This window comes from Streptomyces sp. NBC_00569 (assembly GCF_036345255.1).
Classification (GTDB): domain Bacteria; phylum Actinomycetota; class Actinomycetes; order Streptomycetales; family Streptomycetaceae; genus Streptomyces.
Map to the genome: position 1 here is coordinate 6951478 of NZ_CP107783.1, position 24482 is coordinate 6975959.

The 24482-nt window shown below is 71.2% G+C and carries 16 protein-coding genes; 7 read left to right on the forward strand and 9 right to left on the reverse strand.

Features of this window, described 5'->3' with window-relative positions:
• The first annotated feature begins 314 nt into the window (after positions 1–314).
• The 6 genes from OHO83_RS31245 to pulA all read left to right on the forward strand — a co-directional run bounded on the left by OHO83_RS31245 (position 315) and on the right by pulA (position 12346).
• The gene (locus OHO83_RS31245) at positions 315–1589 is read left to right on the forward strand and encodes an extracellular solute-binding protein (protein ID WP_266669868.1); all 1275 of its coding nucleotides are present in this window, start codon (positions 315–317) and stop codon (positions 1587–1589) included.
• A 105-nt stretch (positions 1590–1694) separates the two neighbouring features.
• The gene (locus tag OHO83_RS31250) at positions 1695–2693 is read left to right on the forward strand and encodes a carbohydrate ABC transporter permease (RefSeq protein ID WP_266669866.1); all 999 of its coding nucleotides are present in this window, start codon (positions 1695–1697) and stop codon (positions 2691–2693) included.
• A gap of 19 nt (positions 2694–2712) precedes the next feature.
• The gene (locus tag OHO83_RS31255) at positions 2713–3624 is read left to right on the forward strand and encodes a sugar ABC transporter permease (RefSeq protein WP_266669864.1); all 912 of its coding nucleotides are present in this window, start codon (positions 2713–2715) and stop codon (positions 3622–3624) included.
• A gap of 59 nt (positions 3625–3683) precedes the next feature.
• Positions 3684–5387, forward strand: coding sequence for a glycoside hydrolase family 13 protein (locus OHO83_RS31260; RefSeq protein WP_266669862.1), 1704 nt, complete (start codon positions 3684–3686; stop codon positions 5385–5387).
• Between the two features lie 110 nt (positions 5388–5497).
• Entirely contained in the window at positions 5498–6880 is a 1383-nt protein-coding gene (locus OHO83_RS31265) for an alpha-amylase (protein WP_266669860.1), read from the forward strand.
• 141 nt (positions 6881–7021) lie between these two features.
• Positions 7022–12346, forward strand: a complete 5325-nt coding sequence (gene pulA, locus OHO83_RS31270; protein ID WP_330280060.1) for a pullulanase-type alpha-1,6-glucosidase — start codon at positions 7022–7024, stop codon at positions 12344–12346.
• A gap of 64 nt (positions 12347–12410) precedes the next feature.
• Here pulA and OHO83_RS31275 read toward each other — a convergent pair whose 3' ends face one another.
• The 8 genes from OHO83_RS31275 to OHO83_RS31310 all read right to left on the reverse strand — a co-directional run bounded on the left by OHO83_RS31275 (position 12411) and on the right by OHO83_RS31310 (position 22324).
• Entirely contained in the window at positions 12411–12929 is a 519-nt protein-coding gene (locus OHO83_RS31275; RefSeq protein WP_266669856.1) for a GNAT family N-acetyltransferase, read from the reverse strand.
• Positions 12930–12933: 4 nt separating this feature from the next.
• Complete coding sequence (locus OHO83_RS31280) at positions 12934–13644, reverse strand: TetR/AcrR family transcriptional regulator (RefSeq protein ID WP_329435510.1); 711 nt, start codon at positions 13642–13644, stop codon at positions 12934–12936.
• Between the two features lie 55 nt (positions 13645–13699).
• Entirely contained in the window at positions 13700–14776 is a 1077-nt protein-coding gene (locus OHO83_RS31285; protein WP_266669852.1) for a PDR/VanB family oxidoreductase, read from the reverse strand.
• Positions 14777–14778: 2 nt separating this feature from the next.
• Positions 14779–15693, reverse strand: coding sequence for a metal-dependent hydrolase (locus OHO83_RS31290; protein ID WP_329435512.1), 915 nt, complete (start codon positions 15691–15693; stop codon positions 14779–14781).
• Between the two features lie 96 nt (positions 15694–15789).
• Positions 15790–17703, reverse strand: a complete 1914-nt coding sequence (locus OHO83_RS31295; RefSeq protein ID WP_330280061.1) for a hypothetical protein — start codon at positions 17701–17703, stop codon at positions 15790–15792.
• A gap of 55 nt (positions 17704–17758) precedes the next feature.
• Complete coding sequence (locus tag OHO83_RS31300; RefSeq protein WP_330280062.1) at positions 17759–18271, reverse strand: tetratricopeptide repeat protein; 513 nt, start codon at positions 18269–18271, stop codon at positions 17759–17761.
• Between the two features lie 74 nt (positions 18272–18345).
• Positions 18346–19146, reverse strand: coding sequence for a tyrosine-protein phosphatase (locus tag OHO83_RS31305; protein WP_330280063.1), 801 nt, complete (start codon positions 19144–19146; stop codon positions 18346–18348).
• A 76-nt stretch (positions 19147–19222) separates the two neighbouring features.
• Entirely contained in the window at positions 19223–22324 is a 3102-nt protein-coding gene (locus OHO83_RS31310) for an alpha-N-acetylglucosaminidase (protein WP_330280064.1), read from the reverse strand.
• A gap of 114 nt (positions 22325–22438) precedes the next feature.
• Here OHO83_RS31310 and OHO83_RS31315 point away from each other — a divergent pair, with 114 nt between their 5' ends.
• Positions 22439–22900 (forward strand): hypothetical protein, encoded by a 462-nt coding sequence (locus OHO83_RS31315; RefSeq protein ID WP_266669840.1) that lies wholly within the window; start codon positions 22439–22441, stop codon positions 22898–22900.
• A 30-nt stretch (positions 22901–22930) separates the two neighbouring features.
• On the opposite strand, the gene OHO83_RS31320 is transcribed toward OHO83_RS31315, so the two are convergent.
• Positions 22931–24436 (reverse strand): DUF1996 domain-containing protein, encoded by a 1506-nt coding sequence (locus OHO83_RS31320; RefSeq protein ID WP_330280065.1) that lies wholly within the window; start codon positions 24434–24436, stop codon positions 22931–22933.
• Between the last annotated feature and the right edge of the window lie 46 nt (positions 24437–24482).

A 24482-nucleotide genomic window follows, 5' to 3' on the forward strand; every position in this document is an offset into this window, starting at 1 on the left:
GTGGCTCGCGTGGGGCCCATGGGGTTCCGATGATCCCCGCGTCGGCCCGGTGTAGCAAGAGCTTGCAGATTCTTGCACAAGGCATCCGTGGCCTGTCAGGCCCGTCAATGCGCCCGCACGCCTCGGAGCGCAGGTCACGGACCGATAACCGACTGGATCTCCTTGCAATATTTTTCTGCAAGGTCTTTCGCCGCGCTTGCAACGCTGTTACGTTCACGTCGCCCGGCGGCGGCAACGGTGCGTCGGCGAGTCGGCAAGGGGTACGGACGGGACCGTCTCCCACCACTTCGGGCTTTCACCCTCTAGGAGATCTCATGCGGCGTGGCATAGCGGCCACCGCGCTGGTGGCGTCCCTCGCCCTCGCGGCGACGGCCTGCGGCGGAAGCGACAGCGGCAGCGACAAGGCGTCGGGGCCCGTCACCATCACGTGGTGGGACACGTCGAACGCCACCAACGAGGCACCGACGTACAAGGCCCTGGTCAAGAAGTTCGAGAAGGCGAACTCCGGCATCAAGGTCAAATACGTCAACGTCCCCTTCGACCAGGCGCAGAACAAGTTCGACACCGCCGCGGGCTCCAAGGGCGCCCCCGACGTGCTGCGTGCCGAGGTCGGCTGGACGCCGGCCTTCGCGAAGAAGAGCTACCTCCTGCCGCTCGACGGCACCGAGGCGCTCGCCGACAAGGACAAGTTCCAGCCGAGCCTGATCAAGCAGGCCCAGTTCGAGGGCAAGACCTACGGCGCGCCGCTGGTCACCGACACCCTGGCCCTCGTCTACAACAAGGACCTCTTCAAGAAGGCCGGCATCGACCTGCCGCCCGCCAACTGGGACGACCTGAAGGCCGACGCCGCCAAGATCAAGTCGAAGACGGGCGTCGATGGCTACTGGGGCTCCACGCAGGGCTACTACTCCATGCCGTTCCTGTACGGCGAGGGCAGCGACACCGTCGACGCCTCCGCGAAGAAGATCACCATCGGTTCGCCGGAGGCCAAGAAGGGCCTCACCGCCTGGCAGGGCCTCTTCGACGGCAAGGGCCTGCACAAGGCCGACGCCACCGCCGACGCGTACGCCCACATCCAGGACGCGTTCGTGAACGGCAAGGTCGCCGCGATCATCCAGGGCCCGTGGGAGATCACCAACTTCTACAAGGGCTCCGCGTTCAAGGACAAGGAGAACCTGGGCATCGCGACCGTCCCGGCCGGCTCCACCGGCAAGGCGGGCGCCCCGACCGGCGGCCACAACCTCGCGGTCTACGCCGGCTCGGACAAGGCCCACCAGGAGGCCTCGCTCAAGTTCGTGAAGTGGATGACCTCCGCGGCCACGCAGGAGCAGATCGCCCTGAAGAACTCGACGCTGCCCACGCGTGAGGACGCGTACACCACGAAGGTCGTCACCGACCCGGGCATCGCCGGCTACCAGAAGGTCCTCACCGCCGCCCAGCCGCGCCCCGAACTGCCCGAGTACAGCTCGCTGTGGGCCCCGCTCGACACCGAGTGGCCCAAGGTCGCCACCGGCAAGGAGTCCCTGGACAAGGGCATCGGCAACGCGCAGAACGCGTACGTGAAGCTGGTCCCCGACTTCAGCAAGTGACCCCTCTTTGACGGCTGCCGCCGGTTCCGCCCGCGAGGGGGCGGGCGGAACCGGCGGCGCCGCGCCGCACGCAGTGAGCAGCCGATCCCCAGAAGGTGCCGAACCATGACAGTCGCCGTCGACAGCACGGCCGCCAAGACGCGCGGCGGCCGCGCGCCGCGCCCCGGCCCGTTCGGGCGCCTGCGGCGCTCGTACCAGAAGCACTGGTACGCGTACGCGATGATCGCGCCGGTCGTCGTCGTGCTCGGGGTCCTCGTGATCTATCCCCTGGTACGGGGCTTCTACCTGACGCTCACCGACGCCGACAGCCTCAACTCGGCGCGCACGATCGGCGTCAACCACATCGACGCCACGTACCGGTTCATCGGGTTCGACAACTACGCCGACATCCTGTGGGGCCCGACCTCCTACGACCGCTTCTGGTCGCACTTCATCTGGACGATCGTGTGGACGGCGCTCTGCGTCGCCCTGCACTACGTCATCGGGCTCGGCCTCGCGATGCTCCTCAACCAGAAGATGCGCGGACGCACCTTCTACCGGCTGCTGCTCATCCTGCCGTGGGCCGTACCGACGTTCGTCACCGTGTTCTCGTGGCGGATCATGCTCTCGGACTCCGGGATCATCAACTCTGTGCTCGGCTCGCTGCATCTGCCGCAGCCGCAGTGGCTGGAGGACACCTTCTTCCAGCGCTCGGCCGCCGTCCTGGTCAACACCTGGTGCGGAGTGCCGTTCATGATGGTGTCGCTGCTCGGCGGCCTCCAGTCGATCGACCCGGTGCTCTACGAGGCCGCGGAGATGGACGGCGCGAGCCCCTGGCAGCGCTTCTGGAACGTCACACTGCCGGGCCTCAGGTCGGTCAGCTCCACGGTCGTACTGCTCGGCGTCATCTGGACGTTCAACCAGTTCAACGTCATCTTCCTGCTGTTCGGCAACACCGCGCCCGACGCCCAGATCCTCGTCACCTGGGCCTACTACCTGGGCTTCGGCCAGCAGCCGCGCGACTACGCCCAGTCCGCCGCGTACGGCGTGCTGCTCCTGTCGCTCCTCGCCGTCTTCACCTCCTTCTACTACCGCTGGCTGAACCGCAATGAGCAGCTCGCCTGACGCCGCAGGAGCCGCCTCCATGAGCACCACGACCGTCGACACCCCGGCGGCCGGCGCGCAGCCGGTCACCGAAGCCGTCCGCCCCCGCCGGGCACGCCGGCGCGGCGAACGCAGCCGCCTCGCGACGTTCCTCTCGCACGGCGTGCTGAGCGTCGCGAGCCTGATAGCCCTGTTCCCGATCGCCTGGCTGGTCTATCTGTCGCTCGGCCCGGACAAGGACGACTACCTCCACCCCGGGCGCATCCTCGACAAGGCGACGTTCTCGAACTACTCGTTCGTCCTGGAACACACCAACTTCTTCAAGTGGCTCGAGTCCACGCTGATCGTGTCCCTGGGCACGACGGTCGTCGGCGTCCTGTTCGCCGCCACCACCGGCTACGCGGTCTCGCGCATGCGCTTCCCCGGCCACCGCAAGCTGATGTGGATCCTGCTGCTCACGCAGGCGTTCCCGATCGCCGTCCTGATCGTGCCGATGTACGAGATCCTCGGCGACCTCGGCCTGATCGACACGTACGGCGGGCTCATCCTCGTGTACTGCTCGACCGCGGTGCCGTACTGCGCGTGGCTCCTCAAGGGCTACTTCGACACCATCCCGTACGAGATCGACGAGGCCGGCCGCATCGACGGGCTCTCGCCCTTCGGCACCTTCGCCCGCCTCATCGTCCCGCTGGCCAAACCGGGCCTCGCGGTCGCGGCGTTCTACAGCTTCATCACCGCGTTCGGCGAGGTCGCCTTCGCCTCCACGTTCATGCTCGACGACGAGAAGTACACCTTCGCCGTGGGCCTGCGCAGCTTCGTCAGCGAGCACGACGCGCAGTGGAACTACATGGCGGCGACTGCGGTGTTGATCGCCATTCCGGTGTCCGCGTTCTTCTACCTTGTCCAGAGGAACCTGGTCACCGGCCTCACGGCGGGCGGCACGAAGGGCTGAGCCCGGCCGCTCCGCCCGCCTCCCGCACGCACGCAAACCCCTGACGCAGCAAGGACACCATGAGTCAGCACACTGCCGACACGGCGCAGGCCCCCACGACCTCCGCCTCGACCTCCGTTCCCGCGCAGGCGTCCACCGGCTGGTGGCGCGACGCGGTGATCTACCAGGTCTATCCGCGCAGCTTCGCCGACAGCAACGCCGACGGCATGGGCGACCTCGAAGGCATCCGCGCCCGGCTCCCGCACCTCAAGGACCTCGGCGTGGACGCGGTGTGGCTCAGCCCGTTCTACGCGTCCCCGCAGGCGGACGCCGGCTACGACGTCGCCGACTACCGTGCCGTGGACCCGATGTTCGGCTCCCTCCTCGACGCGGACGCCGTGATCCGCGACGCGCATGGCCTGGACCTGCGCGTCATCGTCGACCTCGTGCCCAACCACTCGTCCGACCAGCACGAGTGGTTCAAGCGGGCCCTCGCCGAAGGCCCCGGATCGCCGCTGCGCGAGCGCTACCACTTCCGGGCCGGCAAGGGCGTCAGCGGTGAACTGCCGCCCAACGACTGGGAGTCCATCTTCGGTGGCCCCGCCTGGACGCGCGTCGCCGACGGCGAGTGGTACCTCCACCTCTTCGCGCCCGAGCAGCCCGACCTCAACTGGGAACACCCCGCCGTCGGCGACGAGTTCCGCTCCATCCTGCGGTTCTGGCTCGACATGGGCGTCGACGGCTTCCGCATCGACGTCGCGCACGGCCTCGTCAAGGCCGAGGGCCTGCCCGACCTCGGCGCCCACGACCAGCTGAGGCTGCTCGGCAACGACGTCATGCCGTTCTTCGACCAGGACGGCGTGCACGACATCTACCGCGCCTGGCGCCTGATCCTCGACGAGTACGCCGGTGAGCGGATCTTCGTCGCCGAGGCGTGGACGCCGACCGTCGAGCGCACCGCGCGCTACGTACGCCCCGACGAGCTGCACCAGGCCTTCAACTTCCAGTATCTGTCCTCCTATTGGGACGCGGCCGAGCTGCGCGACATCATCGACCGCTCGCTCGACTCGATGCGTCCCGTCGGCGCCCCCGCCACCTGGGTCCTGTCCAACCACGACGTCACCCGGCACACCACGCGCTACGCCAACCCGCCCGGCCTCGGCACCCAGCAGCGCGTCGCCGCGGAGCCGGCGCTCGGCCTGCGCCGCGCCCGCGCCGCGACCCTGCTCATGCTGGCGCTGCCCGGCTCCGCTTACGTCTACCAGGGCGAGGAGCTCGGCCTGCCCGACGTCGTCGACCTGCCCGACGAGGTGCGCCAGGACCCGTCGTTCTTCCGCGCGGCCGGGCAGGACGGCTTCCGTGACGGATGCCGGGTGCCGATCCCGTGGACCGTCGACGGGCCCTCGTACGGGTTCGGGGCGGGCGGCTCGTGGCTGCCGCAGCCCGCGGGCTGGGGCGCGCTGAGCGTGGAGGCGCAGACCGGGGTGCCCGGCTCGACCCTGGAGATGTACCGCTCGGCGCTGGCCGTGCGACGCGCGCACCCGGCGCTCGGGGCGGGCGACTCCGTCGAGTGGCTGGCGGCGCCCGAGGGCGTGCTCGCGTTCCGGCGGGAGCCGCGCGGCGACGGCGAGGCGTTCGTCTGCGTCGCGAACACGACGGCCGCCGCGGTGCGCGTGAGCGTGTCGGGCCGGGTCCTGCTGGCCAGCTCGGCCGCCGACGACATCGAGCACGGTGACGGTCACGCTGTCGTACCCGCCGACACGACCGTGTGGTGGACCGTCTGACGTTCTGAACCGCTCTCCCCGGCCCCCGCGCGGCCGGGGAGAGCATCCCCCCACAGCCCCCTGCGATTGGCAGGGACACCTCATCAGCACACCGACGTGCAGGAGGAAACATGGCTATCAGATCGCGGGCGGCCGCGCTCGCCCTCGCGGCCGGCACCCTCATAGGGGCCGCCGGATCCGCCGGGACGGCCCAGGCGGCCCCGCCCGGCACCAAGGACGTCACCGCCGTCCTCTTCGAGTGGCGGTTCGACTCGGTGGCGAAGGAGTGCTCCGCCCGGCTCGGTCCCGCCGGCTACGGATACGTCCAGGTCTCACCGCCCCAGGAGCACATCCAGGGCTCCCAGTGGTGGACCTCGTACCAGCCCGTCAGCTACAAGATCGCGGGGCGGCTCGGGGACCGTACGGCCTTCAAGAACATGGTCGACACCTGCCACGCGGCCGGCGTCAAGGTCGTCGCCGACACCGTGATCAACCACATGGCGGCCGGCTCCGGCACCGGCACCGGCGGCTCCGCGTACTCCAAGTACGACTACCCCGGCACCTACTCGGCCGCCGACATGGACAACTGCACCGCGCAGATCAGCAACTACCAGGACCGCTTCAACGTCCAGGAGTGCGAGCTCGTCGGCCTCGCCGACCTCGACACCGGCGAGGAGTACGTGCGCGGCCGCATCGCCACGTACATGAACGACCTCCTCTCGCTCGGCGTCGACGGGTTCCGGATCGACGCCGCCAAGCACATCGCGGCCGCCGACCTCGCCAACATCAAGTCGCGGCTCAGCAACCCGAACGCCTACTGGAAGCAGGAGGCGATCTACGGCGCCGGTGAGGCGGTCTCGCCCAGCGAGTACCTCGGCACCGGCGACGTCCAGGAGTTCCGCTACGCCCGCGACCTCAAGCGCGTCTTCCAGAACGAGAACCTCGCCTACCTCAAGAACTACGGCGAGGGCTGGGGCTACATGGCCTCCGGGCAGTCCGCCGTCTTCGTCGACAACCACGACACCGAGCGCGGCGGCGACACCCTCAACTACAAGGACGGCGCCGACTACACCCTGGCGAACGTCTTCATGCTGGCCTGGCCCTACGGATCGCCGGACATCAACTCCGGCTACGAATGGACCGACAAGGACGCCGGACCGCCCAACGGCGGCACGGTGAACGCCTGCTGGCAGGACGGCTGGAAGTGCCAGCACGCCTGGCCCGAGATCCAGTCCATGGTCGCCTTCCGCAACGCCACCCGCGGCCAGTCCGTCACCGACTGGTGGGACGACGGCGCCGACGCGATCGCCTTCGGCCGCGGCGGCAAGGGCTACGTCGCGATCAACCACGAGTCCTCCGCGCTCACCCGCACCTACCAGACGTCGCTCGCCGCGGGCACGTACTGCGATGTGCAGAGCAACAAGACGGTGAGCGTGAACGGTTCGGGCCAGTTCACGGCGACGCTCGGGTCGAACACGGCCCTCGCCCTGTACGCCGGCAAGTCCGGCTGCTGACCCGGATCCCTCCCCTCCCCTCCCTTCCTGACCCCCGTTCCGGCTGCCCGGCGCGTCCTCCCCGCTCGCGCCGGGCGGCCCTGTCCGCGCACCCCTTCGTCCCTCCCGCCTCCCCCGCCGCCCTCCCGTCGAGGAGTTCCCGTGATACGCCCCGCCCTGCCGCGAAGAACAGCGGCCGTCCTCGCCGTCGCCCTGTGCGCGGCCCTGGCCCCGGCCCTGCCCCTGGCGGCGGCCGCCGAGAAGCCGCCCGCGCCCCCGTCCGACGCCCGGCTCGCCGCCGCTCCCGCGCGGCACGACCTCACGCGCGAGCAGTTCTACTTCGTCATGCCGGACCGCTTCGCGAACGGCGACACCTCCAACGACCGCGGCGGGCTGACCGGTTCCCGCTCGGCCACCGGCTACGACCCCACGGACAAGGGCTTCTACCAGGGCGGCGACCTCAAGGGCCTGACCGAGCGGCTCGACTACATCAAGGGCCTCGGCACCACCTCCATCTGGCTCGCCCCGATCTTCAAGAACCGGCCCGTCCAGGGCGAGGGCAAGGACGCCTCCGCCGGCTACCACGGCTACTGGATCACCGACTTCACACAGGTCGACCCGCACTTCGGCACCAACGCGGACCTCACGAAGCTGATCGCCCGCGCGCACGCCAAGGGCATGAAGGTCTTCTTCGACGTCATCACCAACCACACCGCCGACACCGTCGACTACGCCGAGAAGGAGTACGGCTACCGCCCCAAGGGCGCCTACCCCTACCTCGACACCCAGGGCCGCCCCTTCGACGACCGGGACGGCATGCGCAAGGTCGACGCCGACTCGTTCCCGTACACCCCGAAGAACACCGGGCAGAAGGTGCCCGCCTGGCTCAACGACCCGGCGATGTACCACAACCGGGGCGACTCCACCTTCGCCGGGGAGAGCGCCGAGTACGGCGACTTCGGCGGGCTCGACGACCTGTGGACCGAGCGGCCCGAGGTCGTCTCCGGCATGGAGAAGATCTACGAGCGGTGGGTGCGGGACTTCGACATCGACGGGTTCCGCATCGACACCGTCAAACACGTCGACCTGGACTTCTGGACCCAGTGGGCCACCGCCCTCGACGCGTACGCGAAGAAGCACGGCAGGCCCGACTTCTTCATGTTCGGCGAGGTGTACTCCGCCGACACCGACGTCACGTCCCCGTACGTCACCCGCGGCCGCCTCGACGCGACCCTCGACTTCCCCTTCCAGGACGCGGCCCGCGCCTACGCCTCCCAGGGCGCCTCCGCCGACCGGCTCGCCAAGGTCTTCGCCGACGACTACAAGTACGCCTCCGGCAAGGCGAACGCGTACGAGCAGGTCACCTTCCTCGGCAACCACGACATGGGCCGCATCGGCTCCTTCCTCAAGGCCGACGACGCGAAGGCGTCCGACGCCGACCTCGTGCGGCGCGACAAGCTCGCCAACGCCGTGATGTTCCTGTCGCGCGGCAACCCCGTCGTCTACTACGGCGACGAGCAGGGCTTCACCGGCTCCGGCGGCGACAAGGACGCCCGGCAGACCATGTTCGCCTCCAAGGTCGACGACTACCTCGACGACGACGAACTGGGCACCGACCGCACCCACGCCGAGGACTCCTACGACACGAGCGCACCGCTCTACAAGGAGATCGCCGCTCTCGGAAAGCTCCGCAAGGACAACCCGGCCCTGGCCGACGGCGTCCAGACCGAGCGCTACGCGAAGGGCTCCGTGTACGCGTTCTCGCGCACGGACGCGAAGACCGGCACCGAGTACGTCGTGGCGCTCAACAATGCCGCCGAGGCCGAGGACGCCACCTTCGCGACCGGCTCGTCCGGCACCCGCTTCGACGGCCTCTACGGCACCGACAAGTCCGTGACCAGCGGCTCCGACAAGAACGTCACCGTCACCGTGCCGGCCGGTTCCGCCGTCGTCTACAAGGCCGCCAAGCCGCTGCCCGCCCCCGCCGCCAAGCCCTCGGTCACCCTCCACGCCCCCGCCGCCGGGGCCACCGGCACCGTGACCCTCCAGGCCGACACCGACGGCGGACAGCTCGACCGCGTCGTCTTCGCCGCCCAGACCGGCAAGGGCGCCTGGCACACCCTCGGCTCCGTCGACCACGCGCCGTACCGGATCACCCAGCACATCCCCGGCACGGTGGCCGCCGGAACAGCCCTGCGGTACAAGGCAGTTGTGGTCGACCGCGCCGGACGCACCGCCGGTGACCTCGCCGCGACGACGGCGGGGCAGGCGCCCGCGCCCGCCGAGCCCAGCGCCGTCGACCGGGCCTACGCCGTCGTGCACTACAAGCGGACCGACGGCGACTACGACGGCTGGCAGCTCAAGTCGCCCTCCGGAACGGGGGACTTCACCGGCCGTGACGCGTACGGCGCCTTCGCCTGGGTGAAGCTCGCCGGCGATGCCGGCTCCGGCAGCCTCACGTACACCGTCGAGAAGAACGGCACCGCCGACGGGCCCCAGCGCACCGTCGACCTCGGTGCGACCGGCGAGGTCTGGGTCGAACAGGGCAAGGACGGCCAGGCCACGACCGCCCCCGACGGCACCTACCCGCCGCAGGACAAGACCAAGGCCGTCCTGCACTACCAGCGCGCCGACGGCGACTACGACGGCTGGGGGCTGCACACCTGGACCGGCGCCAAGAACCCCACCGACTGGTCCAAGCCGCTCGAACCCGTGAAGAAGGACGCGTACGGCGTCACCTTCGAGGTGCCGCTCGCCGACGGCGCGACGTCACTGAGCTACATCCTCCACAAGGGCGACGAGAAGGACCTGCCCACCGACCAGTCCCTCGACCTCACCGCCAACGGCAACGAGGTCTGGCTCCTCGCCGGACAGCCCCGCCCCGTCCTGCCGCAGACCGGCGGAGCGCCCGACCTCGACCTCGCGAAGTCCGAGGCGCAGTGGATCGACCGCGGCACGGTCGCCCTGCCGTCGGACGGCACGGCGGCCCTGTCCGCCCAGCTCGTCTACGCCCAGGACGGCGGCATCACCGTCAAGGACGGAGCACTGAGCAGCGAGGGACGGTGGCTGCGTCTGAACAAGGCCGCCGGCGGCCTCACCGACGCCCAGCTCGCCCGCTTCCCGCAGCTGAAGAAGTACGACGCCTACACCGTCGACCCCCGTGACCGCGACCGGGTCGGCGACGCCCTGAAGAGCCAGCTGATCCTCACCCGCCGCATCGCCAACGGCGCGCTCGTCACCGCAACGGGTGTGCAGACAGCGGGAGTTCTCGACGACCTGTACGCGCAGAAGGCCGCCAAGGCGTCACTCGGACCCGTCTTCACCAAGGACGCGGTCACCCTGTCGGTGTGGGCGCCCACCGCTCAGTCCGTCGCCCTCGACCTCGACGGGCGTGCCGTCGCCATGCGCCGCGACGGAGCGACCGGAGTCTGGTCCGTGAAGGGCCCGCGCTCCTGGCAGGGCAAGCAGTACCGCTACGCCGTGAAGGTGTGGGCGCCCAGCGTCCAGAAGGTCGTCACGAACAAGGTCACCGACCCGTACTCCACCGCCCTCACCGCCGACTCGGAGCGCAGCCTCGTCGTCGACCTCGACGCGAAGAACCTCGCCCCGTCCGGCTGGTCGGCGCTGAAGAAGCCGAAGGCCGTGCCGCTGCGCGACGCGCAGATCCAGGAACTCCACATCCGCGACTTCTCCGTCGGGGACCGCACCGCCAAGCACCCCGGCACCTACCTCGCCTTCACCGACAAGGACAGCAAGGGCAGCGAGCACCTGCGCGAACTCGCGAAGGCCGGCACGTCGTACGTGCACCTCCTGCCCGCGTTCGACATCGCCACGATCCCCGAGAAGAAGTCCGAACAGGCCACTCCTGACTGTGACCTGACCACGTACGGGGCGGCCTCGGAGCGGCAGCAGGAGTGCGTCGCCAAGAGCGCGGCCAAGGACGCCTACAACTGGGGTTACGACCCGTACCACTACACCGTCCCCGAAGGCTCCTACGCGAGCGACCCGGACGGCACCGCACGCACCGTCGAGTTCCGCAAGATGGTCGGGTCCCTGAACGCGGACGGGCTGCGCGTCGTCATGGACGTCGTCTACAACCACACCGCCGCGAGCGGCCAGGCCAAGACGTCCGTGCTCGACCGCATCGTGCCCGGCTACTACCAGCGCCTCCTGGCCGACGGCTCCGTCGCCACCTCCACGTGCTGCGCGAACACCGCCCCCGAGAACGCGATGATGGGCAAGCTCGTCGTCGACTCGATCGTCACCTGGGCCAAGGAGTACAAGGTCGACGGCTTCCGCTTCGACCTGATGGGGCACCACCCCAAGGCCAACATCCTCGCCGTCAGGAAGGCCCTCGACGCGCTCACCGTGGAGAAGGACGGCGTCGACGGGAAGAAGATCATCCTTTACGGGGAGGGCTGGAACTTCGGCGAGGTCGCCGACGACGCCCGCTTCGTGCAGGCCACGCAGAAGAACATGGCGGGCACCGGCATCGCCACCTTCTCCGACCGCGCCCGCGACGCCGTGCGCGGTGGCAGCCCCTTCGACGCCGACCCCGGCGTGCAGGGCTTCGCCTCCGGCCTCTACACCGACCCCAACGCCTCGAAGGCGAACGGCACCGAGGCCGAGCAGAAGGCCCGCCTCCTGCACTACCAGGACCTGATCAAGGTCGGCCTGACGGGGAACCTCGCCGCCTACACCTTCACCGGCAGTGACGGCCGCACGGTCAAGGGCGCGGACGTCGACTACAACGGCGCACCCGCCGGATACGCCGAGGCACCGGGCGACGCCCTCGCCTACGCCGACGCCCACGACAACGAGTCGCTCTACGACGCGCTCACCTACAAACTGCCCGCCTCCACCGCCCCCGCGGACCGCTCGCGCATGCAGGTCCTCGCCCTCGCGACGGCCGCCCTCTCGCAGGGCCCCGCGCTCTCCCAGGCCGGCACCGACCTGCTGCGCTCCAAGTCCCTCGACCGCAACTCCTTCGACAGCGGCGACTGGTTCAACGCCATCCACTGGGACTGCCGTGACGGCAACGGCTTCGGGCGCGGACTCCCGCCGGCCGCCGACAACAAGGACAAGTGGCCCTACGCCACCCCCCTGCTGACCTCGGTGCCCGCCGCGAAGTGCGCGGACATCGAAGGGACGTCCGCCGCGTACCGGGACCTGCTGAAGATCCGCACCACGGAGCCGACGTTCGGCCTCGCGACGGCCGGGCAGGTGCAGGAGAAGCTGTCCTTCCCGCTCTCCGGCAAGGAGGAGACGCCCGGGGTGATCACCATGCGCCTCGGTGACCTCGTCGTCGTCTTCAACGCCACGCCGAAGGCACAGGAACAGCGCGTCGGCGCGGTTGCGGGCACGTCGTACCGGCTGCACCCGGTGCAGGCGGCGGGCGCCGATCCCGTGGTGAAGTCCGCCTCGTACGACGCCGGTTCGGGAACGTTCAAGGTCCCGGCGCGCACGGTGGCGGTGTTCACGCGCTGACGGCAGGGAAAGCCGGACGCCCGGCACGGCAGGGGGACCGCCCCTGCCGTGCCGGGCGTCCGCGTCAGCCGACCCGCTTCTCCATGAGCGTCACCGCGTACTTGCTGCCGCCCGCGCCCGACTTGAACGGCTGCTCGCCCACGACCGTGTAGCCCGCGCGCTCGTAGTAGGCCCGCAGCCGGGGGTTCGTCGACACACAGTCCAGGCGGCACAGGGCGCGGCCCGCGGCGGTGACCCGTTCCTCGGCGTGCGCGAGCAGGGCGCGGCCCGTACCGGCCGGGGCGCCGCGCCGCACCATGAGGCGGTGCACATAGCCGGCGTCGGGCGGCCGGACACCCCACGCGGGCTCGTCGTCCCACCACAGCTCGTACGCGCCGGCCCCGACGCCCCGCGCGTCGTCGGCGAACCACACCTCGCCCTCCTTGATCCGGAGGCGGAAGTGGTCCTCGGTCTTCTCGCCGGGCTGCCACTGGTCGATGCCCTGCTCCACCATCCAGCGCGCCGCCCCGTCGTACAGGGCGACGAGCGCGGCGAGGTCGTCGGGTCCGTCGGATGCCCTGCGGAACGTGAGTCGTTGCGTCATGGAGTCATGATCCCGAGGGTGCGGGAGCGGGCGCGAGCGCGACCAGGCGCCCGATGAGGTCGCCGAACGTCCCGTCGGCCGGCTCGTCGGCCAGGATGTGGCGCAGCAGACCCGCCATCTCCTCGTCGTACGCGGCGCTCACCGCGGCGAGCGCCGCGAAGTCGTGCACGAGCTGCGCCTCCAGCTCGCGGCGCGGGATGCGCCGCCCGTCCAGCCAGATCAGCGCGGTGGACTCGGCGAGCGAGATCCACGAGCGCACCACCAGTTCCAGGCGGGGCGGCGGGTCGGTGACGCCGAGGTGCGTGAGGATCTGCACGTACGCGGCCTGCCGGACCGAGTCGATGAGCGCGTTCGTCGTCGACGAGCCGACGGCGGGGCCGCCCCGCATCAGCGCCGAGAAGCCGGGCCCGTGCTCGTCCACGAAGTCGAAGAACCGCCCCATGACCCGGATGAGCCGGGCTCCGAGCGGACCGTCCTGCGGCTCCTCGAAGCGCTGCGACAGATCGTCCGCCGCACGCCTCAACGCCGCCTCGTACAGGCTGAGTTTGCCCGGGAAGTAGTGGTAGACCAGCGGCCGGGAAATGCCGGCGGCCGCGGCTATCTCGTCGATGGAGACGTCGTCGGGGGAGCGGTGGCTGAACAGTTCGAGTGCGACCCCGATCAACTGCTGCCGCCGCTCCTCGACTCCCATCCTGCGGCGCACCCCGGTTGTCATACGAACACCCTACCGAGCGATTCCGGCGCGTGCGGAACACGTCCGCACGAGCCGGTCACAGGTCGAGCACGAGGCGCTCCCCGCGCGCCCGGGAGACACAGATCAGCATCGAGTCGTCACGCTCCGAATCCGTGAGCAGCTCGTCCCTGTGGTCGATCTCGCCCTCCAGGACCCGCTGTTGGCACGTTCCGCAGAACCCCTGCTCGCAGGAGTACGACACGTTCGGCACCTCGGCGCGCACCGCCGCGAGCACCGAAGTGCCCGCCGGTACGGGGACGGTGCGGCCGCTGCGGCGCAGTTCGACCTCGAACGGCCCGTTCCCGTCGGCCGACGTGTGCGGCGCGAACCGTTCCAGATGCAGCTCGCAGTGGCTCGGAAGCGCCCCCGCCACCGCCTCCATCAGGCCCTCGGGCCCGCAGCAGTAGACCGCGGTGTCCGGCGCCGCATCCGCGAGCAGGCCGGCCAGATCGGGCCGCCCGTCCTCGTCCTCGGCGACGACGCTCACCCTGCCCCGCTCGCCGCCGAGCTTCTCCCCCTCCTCCAGGAACGGCATCGACGCCCGCGTTCGGCCCGCGTACAGCAGCCGCCAGTCGGCGCCCCGGGCTTCGAGGGCCCGCAGCATCGGCAGGATCGGCGTGATGCCGATGCCGCCCGCGACGAACACGTACGACGGGGCGCCGGCGGTGAGGGGGAAGCGGTTGCGCGGCCCGCGCACCTCGACCTCCGACCCCTCCTGGAGCTGCTCGTGCACCTCGCGCGAACCGCCCCTGCCGTCCTCGATGAGCCGCGTCGCGACGGTGTACGACGAGGTGTCCTCGGGGTCGCCGCACAGCGAGTACTGCCGGATCAGGCCCGACGGCAGGACGAGGTCGAGATGCGCGCCCGGCTCCCAGGCGGGCAGGTCCTGCCCCTCCAGGCGCAACTGGACGACACCGTCGGCGACGGACTCGTGCCGGGTGACGAGGAGCCGCAGGGCACGCGCGCGCGGACGCCCCGAGACGGGCTCCTCAAGGGCGGGCATCGGCCACAGCGGGGACGCCTGGATGCGGCGGCGCAGGGCGCGGCGCGCGAGCAGCGCGGAGCCGGTGACGAGCAGGACGGTACGCAGCCGGGGGGTGCGGAGGCGGGGCATGGTCAGACGGCTCCGTTCGTCCGGGCCTGTGCCGCCGTCGCGGCGGGGGAGGAGGCCAGATAGGCGACCGCCTGCGCGGTGCTGCCCTCCTGGGAGGGGTGGTAGGAGCGGCTGAGGTAGCGCGGGATGGACTTCACCATGGCGCCCGTGGAGGGCAGGACGCCCCGCTTCCCGCCCCGGTAGAACTCCTTGAACGACGCCTTGCCGTCGAGCACCGTCGGGTCGTTCTCCATGAAGAAGCGCGCCCCGCGCTGCCACAGGAACATCAGCGCCGAGAACGCGAGCGCCCAGGTCCGCACCCGGCGCCGGTAGCCGCCGTCGACGTGCTCGAACAGCTCGAAGGCGACCGAGCGGTGCTCGACCTCCTCCGCGCCGTGCCAGCGCAGCAGGTCCAGCATCGTGGGGTCCGCGCCCTCGCGGTCCAGCTCGTCCGCGTTGAGCACCCAGTCGCCGAGGAACGCCGTGTAGTGCTCGATCGCGGCGATGAGCGCGACCCGCTCCATCAGCCACCACTCGCGCGCCCGCCCCGGCGGCAGCGTCCGGTCGCCGAGCAGCTTCTCGAAGAACCAGTCGACCTGGGCGGTGTACGGGGTCGGGTCGAGCCCCTGCTCCTTGAGGTGCGGCAGCACCTCGTCGTGGGCCTGCGAGTGCATGGCCTCCTGGCCGATGAACCCGATCACGTCCTCGCGGAGCCGGTCGTCGCGGATGTACGGCAGGACCTGCTTGTAGACGTGCACGAACCACCGCTCTCCGGCGGGCAGCAGGAGATGCAGCACGTTGATCGTGTGCGTGGTGAACGGGTCGTCCGGTATCCAGTGCAGCGGTGTCCTGTCCCAGGAGAAGGAGACTCTGCGTGCCTTGAGCGCGACGCGCTCGTCAGCGACGGGCCGCGGTGCCCGGCTCTGCGTATTAGACATGGCGTCAATGTACTGACGGGTAAGGATTGGGTACACCCCTCGTGCGCCGTTTTCTTTACGGACGTGTCAGCAAGGGTGGTCCGGGGCGCCGCACGTTCAGCGCAGGGCGCCCACCTCGCGGCCCGTCGCCGTGCGGCCGGTCAGCTTCGTCCTGGCTCCCTGCCGGGTGGGCGCGGCCAGGACGTTGTCCGTGGCGCGGGCGCCGCCCGACGACGTGATCGACGTGACCTGCCTGCTCGCGGCGGCCACCACGTACCAGGTGCCGCCCCGCGACTTCCACAGCACGCCCGCGAGGACCAGCGGGTCCCGGCTGCCGCAGGCCGGGGTCCCCTCCGACTTCGCGGCGACCGCCGCCGTCCTCCCGCCGGGCGCCGTGAACAGGGCCAGCGTCCGCGCCCCGCCGCCCCGCCAGGTGTCGGCCCGCGCGCACGCCCAGTCCGCCGCGCCGCTGCCCTCGGGGAGCTGCTGGCGCGCGTACGCCCAGGAGTTGACGGTGCGCACGCCGTGCGAGCGCACGGAGACGAGGGAGCACGCCGAGTGCTGCCAGTCGGCAGCGACCGCCTCGCGCGGCGCGCCGGGGCGTCCCGCGGTGAGATGCGCGGGCACGAGCTCACCGAGGTCGGTCGAGAGCCGCGTGCCGGCGTCGTCCCGCAGCGCGAGCGCGTTCCAGGACGTGCAGTCGCGGGCGAGCGCCGGACTGGCGAACGGTGCCGTCACGCCGTCGGGGGCGCGGCCGAGCGGCATCGGCGCCGCCGACGGTTTCAGCAGATTCCGCACGGCGGCGCCGCGCACCCAGGGCGCCGTCAGATAGCGCACGTTGCCATCGGCCCGGTCCACGACCAGGGCGCCCGCCTCCGGGCCCGTGGCGCCGTCCACCCGCGCGAAGTCGAGCGCGGCGCCGCTCGTGCCGTCCTGCGGCTCCGCGTACCGCACGATGCGCAGCCCGTCGTAGAAGAGCACGATCCGCGCCTGGTCGACCTCGCCCGCGTACAGCAGCTGAGGGGGTCCGGGCGGGGCGCCGGCCTGGGTGCCCGGTGTCGCGGAGACCTGGACGGAGCCCCCGGGCCGGGCCCAGACAGCGAGGGCGCGTCGCAGCAGCGGCCGGTCGCCGGTCAGGGAGCCGCGCGCGGGCCAGACGGAGAAGTCCGTGCGGGCCGACGTCTGCCACGCCGTGGCTGGGATCCTCGTCAACCTGCCCGGATCCAGGGCGGCCAGGCCCGCCGGGTTCTGCGCGTATGAGGGCGCCGCGGCCCCGTCCGGTGCCCAGCCGCCGCCCGGCAGGCCGAGCAGCGCCCCGCACACCAGCGTCGCCGCGGCGGCCGCGATCACGGCCTTCACATGCTGCCTGCGCCGCATCAGGTCCGGCGGTCTGGCCTGCAGCGAACACGGGTCGAACTCGGTCGACTCCAGCAGGGCGAGGGCGTCCTTGCCCGCGGGCAAGGCCACCCCGTCCGCCTCGGCGAGCGCCGCGTCCGGGTCTTCGGCGCCGGCCGCGCCCAGCATGCTCCGTACGGCTGTGTCGTCGAGCCGTTCCAGACCGCGCAGGACGAAGGCGGCGCGGCCGGGGCCGCTGAGCGCGGACAGCCCCTGGTCCAGGGCCAGTTCGTCGGCGCCGCCCGAGCGAGGGAAGAGCCGCAGGCCCCACACCTGGGGGAGCAGCGGCGGCAGCTGGGAGCGCCGCGGCCAGGCCCTGCGCCGCAGCGGGCGGCCCGCGTCGAGCGCGGTGCGCAGGACCCTCAGCCGGACGAAGCCGTAGCCCGGATCGCCGTTGCGCCCCTCGGCGGTGCGGGGCGCGGGGACGGCCACGGCATCGGCCGAGGTACGCGCGCGCGGCAGGGCGCGCTGGGTCAGGGAGTGCGCCGTGAGTACCCGGCGGTTGCGGCCGAGGCTGGGCGGGAGCACCAGATAGGCGAGCCGGACGAGCCGCGGGTAGTGCTCGACGAGAGCGGCCTCGGCCTGCTCCACGTCGACGACCGGACCGGGACGGGGGACGACATCCTGTGACTGCACCTTCGACTGCACGTTCAGCTGAACGAGCGAATCGTCAGATGGTCACTTCACGGTGTCACCCCGGCTCCGGCTCCGGTTCGACCAGCAGGCGGGCGTAATTCGCCATCGACCTCTGGTACCGGGGCAGATGGGGCGCCAGCGCGCCGAGCGCGAGCGACAGGCCCTCGCGGTCCCGGCCCAGGCTGGACAGGCACAACGCCAGCGTGGCGCGCACGGCGTCGTCCAACTCGTCCGAGGGCGCGTCGAGTTCGGGCGTGAGGAGTGCCACACCCTCCTCCGGCCGGCCGATGTTGCGCAGGGAGCTGGAGAGCTGGATCTTCGCTCGGCGGCCCCGGTAGCCGGAAAGGCCGAGCTTCAGTGCCTCCTGGTACAGCGGCACGGCCCGGTCCGAGTGGCCGGTCGAGTCGAAGGCGCATCCGCGCTCGAACGGGCCGATCGGGCTGCCGTCCGGCAGTTCGGCGACGAGGTCGTCGACGACGGCGCGGAAGTCGCCCGCGGTGGACTCGTCGTAGCCGTCGATGCCTGCCCACGCCGCGGCCAGGCGCGCTTCCCAGTCTTCGCTGCTCATCGGGTCACCATGGCACGGATGCGCCCACCCGGCACAGCGGTTTCTCCGAGCCCCCGCGTCACCCGCGCCCCGCGTCACCCGGCCGTCAGCCGCCGCCGGATCCGCTCCACCGCCTCGTCCGGCATCCCGAGCCCCTCGCGCACGTACCGCTCGAAGTCCCCGTACCGCACCACCACCTCGTCCTGCGCGGCATGCAGGTACGACGCCCGTACGCCGATCAGCGCGAGTGCGATCTCCGGGTCGCCGCCCTGCGCGGTGAAACCCTCGACGAGCGGCGCGAAGGCCTCCCGCACCGCCGAGTTGACCGACAGGTACTCCGCCTCCAGGGCCGCCTCGTCCGCGCCGAGGAGCGTCAGGACGACCGTCGTGGCCCAGCCGGTGCGGTCCTTGCCCGCGGTGCAGTGGAAGAGCAGCGGGCCCGTGTCGGGGTCGGCCAGCTCGGTCAGGAGCGTGCGGTAGGCGGCCCGCGCGGAGTTCGTCGAGACGAGGGCGCGATAGGTGTCGGCGAAGAGCGCCTCGGCGCGGCCGCCGCCGAGCTTCTCGTCGGCGAGTGCCGGGTCGGACAGGACGTGCTTGAGCTGCGCGGCGACGGGTGCGGCCCCCGTCTGGGCGATCTTGTCGGCGAGCGCGTCCGCGACCAGGACATGGACGCCGTCGGGGACGTGGTCCGGGTACGAGGCGCGCTCGGCGTTCGTGCGGAAGTCCACGATCGTGCGGATGCCGAGCGCGGAGAACTCCGGATCGGTGGCGGGGTCGAGCCGGTCCAGCTGCCCGGACCGCAGGGCGAGCCCCGGGCGTACGGCGCGGCCGCCGGACAGCGGGATCCCGCCGAGGTCACGGAGGTTGGCGACGGTGGTGGAGGGGATCGCGGGCATGGGCGGGACTCCAGAGGTCGCAGCCGTGACCGGATACACGGCTTTTGTCCCGCCCATTCTGGCCCAGCGCCCCGCCCTACCCGAGCTGCCAGCCGTCGAACTCCACGGTGCCGCGAGCCCCGCCGCCCCCGTTCGTCGCCGTCATGAAGAGCCCCACGTCCTGTGTCGGCGCCGCCCCCGGCACCACCACGGTCGCCACGGTCCGCCAGTTCGCCCCGTCGTCCGTCGAGCACTCACCCGTGTACGCGCCGCCGGACCGCGTCAGCCTCAGCGTCACCGGCGCCTTGATCCCGGTGACGCGCCGGTACGTGTCGAGCGTGCCGTCCCCGTTGCTGTCGTACGACAGCACGACCCCGTTGGACGGTGTCACGGACAGGTTCAGGAACCCCGGGGAGCCCGGCGTCGCCAGTGAGTTGCGGACGACGAGGCCCGCCCGCGCCCACGCGCCCGTGACGGCCTGCGAGGTCACCTTCACCTGTGCCGACGACCCGTCGGTGAAGGCGCTCTCGCGGTACGCCGACCCGAACTCCGCGGTCCCCTTCCACAGGTCGGCACCGGCCCCGTCGATCGCGTACCGGTCGCCCGACTGCCCGAAGACGGCGGCATTGTTGGTGACGGTCCGCCAGGCGCCGTCGAGCGGTCCGGCCTCGAAGAGCGTGCCCGTGTGGACCGACGTCACCCGGTCCTCGCCCTGCGGCCCGTACCGCACGGAGAGCTCGTACGGCAGGGGACGCAGCGGCCGGTCCAGGGGTGTGCCGGGGGCGCTCGCCTGCCAGCGGACCCTGCCCGTGCCCGCGGGCGCGACGCTCGGCAGGGACGTGGGGCCCTCGGGCGCGGCGTCGATGCCCGACAGGGTGAAGTCCACGCGGCCGGTCGCCCGCAGCCCGTTGACGTTGCGGAACACGGCCTCCACGCGCGCGTGTCCGCCGGGAGGGAACGCGGCCGGCTGGGCGGTGACGGTCAACGAGCCCTGGTAGGGCGCCCGCGCGAGCACGTCACGTACGCGCGCGGCCGTCTTGTACGCGTCCCCGACGGGCCGCAGCGGATAGTCCTTGCGCTCCAGGGTCCACCGCTCCTCGAACGCGAACCAGTCGACGGCCGCGGGCGCCGACCCGGTGGCCAGCGCGTCCTCCAGGGCGTCCAGCCACTTCTGCCAGCGCGGCACGTAGAAGTCGGACATCAGGCCGTGCCACTCGCGGTTGGCGTACTCGTGGAGGTTCCCCGGGTCGGAGGTGGCGCGGTCGCCCCACACCGTGATGAGCACCTTCGCCGTGCGCTCGAACTCGGCGCGCTCGCCGTCGCTCGTCGCGAGCCGCCGCGCCTCGCCGATCCACGGCCCGAGCAGGAACGCCGGATGCGTCCCGGTCACGTCGTCGGACAGCCGCATCAGCTTCAGCCACAGCGTCGCCAGGGCCCGGAACGCGTCCCGGTCCTTTCGCGCGTAGGCGGCCCGCAGCTGCGGCAGGAGCTGCCGCGAGCGGTGAGCGAGCGCCTGCCGCGCCACGTCCACCAGGTCGTACTTGTACGCGGCGGAGCCCCGCAGCCCGCCGGCCACGCCGAGCAGCCCGCTCAGGGCCGCGTCGAAGCGCCCGGGATCGTAGGCGAGGGCGTGGGGCGCGTACTCGGCGGCCCGGTTCGCGGCCAGGTCGGGCCGGGCGCAGAACAGCGAGTCGTGCGCGTCGCTGCGCTCCACCGCATGGTGCTGGTACGCGGTGTCGTGCAGGGCGCTCCAGGCGGCCCGCGCGTGCGCGTCCTGGCCCCCGTAACGGAAGTCGGCGTACCCGGAGAACCAGGCCGCCCGGTCCACCTCGCTCCCGGTCCAGGCGAGTTCGGAGAACAGCTCGAAGGCCGCCGGGTCGCGGTCGGTGCCCTCCGGCATGAAGGCGGTGCCGGTGAGCGCGCTGCCCGCCTTGTCGCGCCACGCGAAGAACTTCTCGTTCCAGATGTGGGCGCGGGCGCCGAGGGTGGTCCGGCCACCGAAGTTCGGGATCGTGCCGAAGGCGTACGGTGTGCCGCCCCAGTCCTTCTCGCGGTCGGTGACGGCCGCGAAGCGGTCGGAGACGCCGTCGACGATCAGCATGCGCTTCTTGTCGATCGCGTCGATGAGCGCGGGCAGCGGGTTGGCCTCCCAGCCGAGAATCACCCACGTGGCTCCGGGATGCGCCTTCTGGAGGGCTTTCTCCACGCCGCGGGCCGCGTCCGGCACGGGCACGTCACCGGCGGTGCCGCCCTCGTGCAGCAGGTCCATCTTGAAGTGCCCGGCCGCGCCGAACAGGTCCCGCTGATGCCGGTAGAACGAGGCGGCCACGTCGGCGAAGGACCGGGTGCGCGGGTCGAGCCAGTCGGGCCGGTCGAAGCCGTGCCAGGTGCCCTGCGGCACCACGTGCGCGTCGCCGCCGTTGCGTTCCACGAAGCCGTGGGGGACATGCCCGTAGTAGCCGGGGAACACGGGCGACATACCGAGCTCGCGCAGCCTGCCGGTGATCTTCCGGCCCAGCTCCACGCGCTTCGCGACGAGTTCGGGCGAGAGCGGTCCGCCGTACCCCGACAGGTTCTGCAGGAGCCACCACGGCTGGTGCGTGGGCGCCGGCAGCCAGGCGCGCGACTCCGCGTCGCTGTACCCGAAGTCCTTCAGGACGCGTTCGTACACGGCCTCCGTGCCCGCGATGACGAGGACCTCGTTGCAGCCGTGCAGCGCGAGGACGTCGATCATCCGCTCCCAGTACGGCCAGTCGGCGTACGGCGCGGTGTAGCCGTCGTTCGTGTCGTTGAGCGCGAACCGGTGGGGGAGCGTGGTGGATCTCTCCAGTGGGCGCGGGGGCGCAGGCAGCGTCTTCGGCAGGTCGAGCTGGCTGCCGTTCCACGCGATGTGCGCTCCGCAGACGTACTTGAGATACCAGTGAACTCCGGTGAGCAGCACGGCCGGTGTCGTACCGGACACCGCGATCCTTCCCCGGGTGCCGGTCACCCGGAACCGGTCGCCGCCCTGCGGGGAGAGGAGTTTGAGGCTGAACTGGTCCGCGTGTCCGGGGAGCAGCCTGTTGAGTGCGGAGCGTACGGGAGCCGTATCGAAGGCAGGGCCCTCGGCGGCGTGAGCCGTGACGGGGAACCCCGCGGCGGCTCCCAGGCCGATGGCGCCGGCGGTGCCGAGGACGGAACGTCGCGACGGTGCGGTCATAGGTGTGCCCCCTGCGTCGGATGATGCGGCGCACGCTAACCCTGTGACCCCCCTCGCTCAACGGTGTGTACGGAGCCGGCGAGTTCGTGTCGCCGCACGGGACGGAAGGAAACGATGGGAATGACGCGACGCATGCGGCGCATATGGGTGACGGGAGCGACGGTCTCGCTGGCGGTCCTGACCGGCTGCGGATCGCACGGCGACACCGTGCCGAAGACCGCGACCGGCAGCCTGGAACAGCTCGCGGCCAGGGCGAAATGCAGGCCCGACATCCAGACGGACGCCGACGAGCTGCGCCAGGCCACCTGCGGCGACGGCGCCGACCGCTACATCCTCGCGACCTTCGCCACCGACCGCGGCCAGGCCGAGTGGCTCGACCAGGCCGACGACTACGGCGGCACCTATCTGATCGGCCGCCGCTGGATCGCGGTCGGCGACGACAAGGCGGTCACAGCGCTGCGCGGTCGGCTCGGCGGGACCGTGGAGAAGTCCTCCTCGCACCACTCGGGGAGTAGCGGTGGCGGGGGTCACGAGGAGGACGGGCACTCCGGGCACAACGGTCACCGCGCGAGCTGACCGCGCAGCAGTCGACGGGGGGTCAGGCCGTCAGGTACAGCGCTGACCCCGGTTGATGCAGCTCGCGACGCGCTTCATCAGGCCGTCGTCGAAGACGTTGATGAAGTCGCCGTGGTCGGTCAGGGGCTTGTGCAGCTGCTCGGGGAACGAGTCGACGGCGAAGCCGGGGCCGGGCGGGACGTCGTACACGATGCGCTGCTGCAGCTGCGGGATCGCCTGGAAGCCCTGCGGGCAGGCCCCGGTGGCGGGGTCGGCGAAGGAGACGTGCGTACGGTGGTTGGCGCTGTCGGTGTTGCGTCCGTCCCAGCAGCTCTGGAACTTGAACGACCGTACGACCTTGCTGCCTTCGGGGCAGATCGGGTACTTGTCCTTCAGCTGGCGGTCCTCGAAGCCGGTGCAGCTCCAGGACGCGTTCGCGTTCGCGTCGCCGTTGGTGAAGGCCTTGGCGTCACCTGTGATGATGCGCAGGAACCGCGGCATGGCGACGACCTTGCCGGCCGGGTTTCCGACGAACTTCAGCGTGACCGAGGCAGGGGTCTGGATCTCGCCGACATTCTGGTCCTTGCCGCCGCCGTCGGCCTGCGCGTCGTTCTCGTCCTTTCCGTTCTGGAGGCGCAGAACAGGCCAGTAATAGGTCGACTTGTCGCCCTGATTGCGGCAGCTCGTGTCGCCATTCGCAAGGTCGTCGTCACTGGCGAAAGCGTCGTTCGCCTGATTTCCCACGTAGTCGTGCATATGGTGCGCGCCATTGCTCACACCGGGCGCCACGATGACGTTGTCGGGATTGAACTTGCCGTTCTCGTTGCGCCCGCATTTCGTGGTGAACGTGCCGCGGGAGGCGGCGCGCTGGTTGCGTGGCGTCCTGACGTTGGGCTGGACGGAGTTGATGTCGACGAAGTCGGAGGCGTCGGGGCCGTTGCCGTTCTGCTGACCGCCGCCCCCTTGCTGGCCGCCGTCGCCCTGCTGACCGCCGTCGCCCTGCTGGCCGCCGTCGCCCTGCTGGCCTCCGTCCGCGGGGGCGGACGGCGCGGCCGAGCCCGCCGGTGGGCTGCCGTCGGTGCCGGCCGACCTGGCCGTGCAGGCCGCGAGGTCCTTCATGCCCTGCGGCGCCGTACCGCCCGCCCGGCTGATCTCCAGGCCGATCCTGTCGATCAGGGTCGAACGCCGTTCCTTCAACGGCTGCAGAATGCTGTTCTGCACGAAGGCGGGGTCCCGCGCCGCAGCGTCCCGCGAGGCCGCGAGGCGCTGGTACGACTCGGTGATCTGGCTGTCCATCGTGGCCAGTTCGCCGTCGACCTCCGACCGCGCGGCGTCCGGTACGTCGGACAGCCCGTTGCCCACGTCGGGGCAGTCGATCGTGGCGACCTGCTGCTGTTGCTGCTGCGCTCCGTCGCCGCGCTGCGCCGGGTTCTCCTCGTGGGCGGACGCGTAGACGTTCACCGCGACCAGCCCTCCTCCACCCAGGAGCAGTGCGGCCGACGCGACCGTCATGCGCGTCGCGAGTGACGAGCGCCGTTTTCGTGATGTGCGTCCCATGGGGCTACGTACGCAACACGAGGGCCCCTTGTTCAAGGAGAGCACC